General features: G+C 37.8%; 4 protein-coding genes. 1 reads left to right on the top strand and 3 read right to left on the bottom strand.

The genetic code is table 11. The features are described 5' to 3' along the window. A partial coding sequence (locus tag AC3AX0_RS09340; RefSeq protein WP_487550026.1) for a CaiB/BaiF CoA transferase family protein occupies positions 1–806 on the bottom strand: 806 nt, incomplete at its 3' end. 22 nt (positions 807–828) lie between these two features. Next, positions 829–2,022 carry a CaiB/BaiF CoA transferase family protein gene (locus AC3AX0_RS09335; protein WP_487550025.1) on the bottom strand — a complete coding sequence of 398 codons (1,194 nt, stop codon included), beginning with the start codon at positions 2,020–2,022 and terminating at the stop codon, positions 829–831. A 491-nt stretch (positions 2,023–2,513) separates the two neighbouring features. Here AC3AX0_RS09335 and AC3AX0_RS09330 point away from each other — a divergent pair, with 491 nt between their 5' ends. Beyond that, positions 2,514–3,008 (top strand): DUF1850 domain-containing protein, encoded by a 495-nt coding sequence (locus tag AC3AX0_RS09330; RefSeq protein ID WP_487550024.1) that lies wholly within the window; start codon positions 2,514–2,516, stop codon positions 3,006–3,008. 61 nt (positions 3,009–3,069) lie between these two features. On the opposite strand, the gene AC3AX0_RS09325 is transcribed toward AC3AX0_RS09330, so the two are convergent. Continuing rightward, a partial coding sequence (locus AC3AX0_RS09325) for a TRAP transporter large permease subunit (RefSeq protein WP_487550023.1) occupies positions 3,070–3,573 on the bottom strand: 504 nt, incomplete at its 5' end.

Raw genomic sequence — 3,573 nt, 5'->3', positions numbered from 1 at the left:
TCTTCAATAAGTTCAGGCATGTTTATAGCGTGGCAGAATTTTGGATATCCTGAATCACTTGCTATACCTGCTGAGAAATATCCATCCTTACATTTGTATACATCATAAGGTACAAGTGTTGCTGGATCTGCATTTCCTGTTCTAGTACTAGTTTCTCCAAGAACAGTCTCAAAAAGTATTGGACTTTCAAGGATAGAGAATATTGCATCATACATTGCAACATCAAGAGCTTGTCCTTTTCCTGTATTAAGCTTGTGAAAATATGCCATTGTTATTGCTGTTGCCATATGAAGACCTGTAAAGTTGTCTCCTATTGCAGGACCAACCTTTGTTGGAATTCCATCAGGATCTCCAGTCATTTCCATGATTCCAGTCATTGCCTGAACAACGTTATCATATGCTGCAAGGTGGCTCAATGGACCTGTTTGTCCAAATCCTGATATGGAAGCATAGATTATTTCCGGATTCACTTTTTTCATGTCTTCATATCCAAGACCAAATTTATCAAGAGTACCTACCTTGAAGTTTTGTACAATTATATCTGCATCCTTAACAAGGTCAAGTATTACTTTTCTTCCCTCATCATCTGCTATATCAAGGGAAACTCCCTTTTTATTTCTGTTTATAGCAGCATAGTATCCACTGTTTCCATCTACTATTGGAGTCCATTCACGTGACTGATCTCCAGATCCTCTTCTTTCAATTTTTATTACTTCAGCACCGAAGTCAGCAAGCTGCATAGTGCAAAAAGGACCACTGTATGCCTGTGTGAAATCTATTACTTTAACGCCTTCTAATACTTTCATGGTTTCTCTCCTTCCTTTATATTTATGATATTTCTATAATTTTGTTTTCCTGAAGTCCCTTAATCTGGTCTGCAGAATATCCCATCTTGTTCAAGTAAAGCTCAGTATGCTCTCCTAGTAAAGGTGATCCCGTAGTAATTTTTCCTGGTGTTTCTCCCATTTTTATTACTAAACCTGGTACCTTTATTTTTCCAAGAGCTTTGTCTTCAACTTCTACAAGCATATCTCTTGCTGCAACATGTTCAGTTCCCATTGCTTCCTTAACTGTATAAACAGCTCCGCAAGCAAGTCTTACTTCTCTCAACTTGTCTTCAATGTCGAATTTTGACATTTTCTTTGTTACTGCCTCAAGAGCTTCCTTAAGTCCAGACTCGTAGTTGTCGCCTCTTTTTTCGTTGTTAATATATCTAGGATCATTTGCAAGTTCTTCAACACCCAACGCCGTACAGAATTTCTGCCATTGTCTGTCTGTAGAAATACCAACTGCAACATATCCGTCATTTGTTTCTAGTGCATCATATGGTGATATTGAAGGATAAGAATTTCCAACTCTTGGTGGAACGCTTCCTCTTAAACACTTGGTCATTGGTGCAGCTTCAAGTATTGAGAACAATGAGTCAAGTATTGCAACGTCTATCATCTGTCCTTCACCTGTTTTCTTTCTATGTACCAATGCAAGGTTTATTGCCATTGCAAGGTATGTTCCACTGAACTGGTCTCCCATTGCTGCTCCAACTTTTGTAGGCGCTCCATCTGGAAATCCTGTTCTATCCATAAGTCCACTCATTGCTTGAAGTTGAAGGTCAAGTCCTATTACTTCCTTAAAAGGTCCTGTCTGTCCAAATCCATTCAATGCAGCATATATTAATGTAGGATTAATTTTCTTTAATTCTTCATAATCAAGACCCAGTCTTTTCATACTTCCAAATTTAAAGTTTTCACATACAACATCTGCTTCTGCTACTAGCTTTTTAATTATTTCTTTTCCCTCATCTGTTGAAGCATTCAAACTTATGCTTTTCTTTCCTCTGTTAAGGTATGCATAATATGCACTGTTGCCTTCCTTGAACGGTGCCCAATATCTTGCCAGGTCACCAACACCTGCTCTTTCAATCTTAACAACTTCAGCACCAAAGTCTGCCAATATCATTGTAGCCAAACTTCCTGCGTGAGCTTGAGTAAAATCTAATACTTTAATTCCTTCTAACGGTCTCATACATTGTACTCCTTTCAAAACAATTCATAGTTTTTATATGTTTTAACCCCTTTTGTTGAGTTCAATTATATCATTGCAATTCCCGTGCCAAACTTTTTAAATGGATGAAACCGAGTAATGTCAACGTTTTTAATTTCCACAAAGTTAACCCTACCTACTTTGAGTCCGATAATACTCATCCTCATTATCAAAAAACCCACAACACCGTTGAATCAACGCTATTAAAGATTTAACAATCATCGAACCGCTGACGACTCATCGATTCACCAGCGGTTCAAACGTTTTCCTAGGCAACAAAAATAAACAAAACCCGAAAGATAAAATCTTCTGAGTCTATTATTTACATTATATTTTTATGTACCTTATTAAAAATTACTGCAACATATCCAATATATATTGCCCCTTTAATGAATTAATACTATTATATAAATATGGAGTATCATCTATGACGACAAAATCAAAACATCAAACCAAAATCATGGAGGCATAATTTGAAAAAGATACTTACAATTATACTAATTATTGCAATACTTCTTGTTCCTCTCTTTATCGAGGTTGACATTCTCACTCTCGAACATTATCAAACAGGCAATACAGTTCTGTTTTTCACTATAGAACCAGGAGATGAGTTTACCATGAAATGGATTCATTCAGTTGAACTGACCCCCTGGGAAGAAATATTCAGAATAGATGATGAATACAATATGGTTTTAGACAGGACAAAGTTTCAGAATTTCGGAGCAGGAGTTCCAGATGCCACAGGCACCGAGGTTTATATTGAAGATGGATATATTACCTACGGAGGAATAAACCAGGTAATGCCCCTTCTTCCCTATGGTATTTCAGCCTTTGCCAAGCACATATTTATCTTCAAGGACAGGGAATACAACCTATATGAACTGGTTCCCGACGGAGACAGGATTAACATATTTACTGAGAGCATAAATGGCTACGGACTGATTTCAAGGTTTATATGCAACAGATGATAATCAAAACAGCCCTGAAGATGATTCTTCAGGGCTGTCTTTATGGGGGGAGATATGAAATTTAAGCTTCTACAAGTTTTCCCTTTGTCATTTTCTGTGCTGTCACAACTCCAAGGAATATCAGAAGTCCAATTATATCTGTAGGTACTCCAGGTATCATGAGAAGAATTGCCGAAGCAAAGAGTCCAATTCTGTAAAGTGCTGAAAGTCTATCAAGCATGTATCCTTCAACTGCAGCTCCAAGTGATATTACACCTATTATTGCAGTTGCTGCCGCTATTACTATTGTTAACGGAGATGCATCTATCATCAAAAGTGCAGGTGAGAATGCAAATATATAAGGTACTACGAATCCTGCCGATGCAAGTTTGACTGCCTGTATACCTGTTTTTGCCGGGTTTCCTCCTGCTATTCCCGCACCTGCAAAGGCTGCCAGTGCTACTGGTGGAGTAAGGTTTGCAAGCATTCCAAAGTAGAATACAAACATATGCGATACAAGTGGTGGTACTCCCATTTTAGCAAGGGCAGGTGCCGCCATTGTTGCTGTAATAATATATGCCGGTAT

The sequence above is a fragment of the Dethiosulfatibacter sp. genome (assembly GCF_983023055.1).
The sequence above is the reverse complement of the archived record's forward strand: the minus strand, read 5'-3'. Positions and strand labels throughout refer to the sequence as shown.

Bases quoted from the DNA above. Each gene is read 5' to 3' on its own strand.
- AC3AX0_RS09335 (WP_487550025.1), bottom strand. From the start codon at position 2,022: ATGAGACCGTTAGAAGGAATTAAAGTATTAGATTTTACTCAAGCTCAC.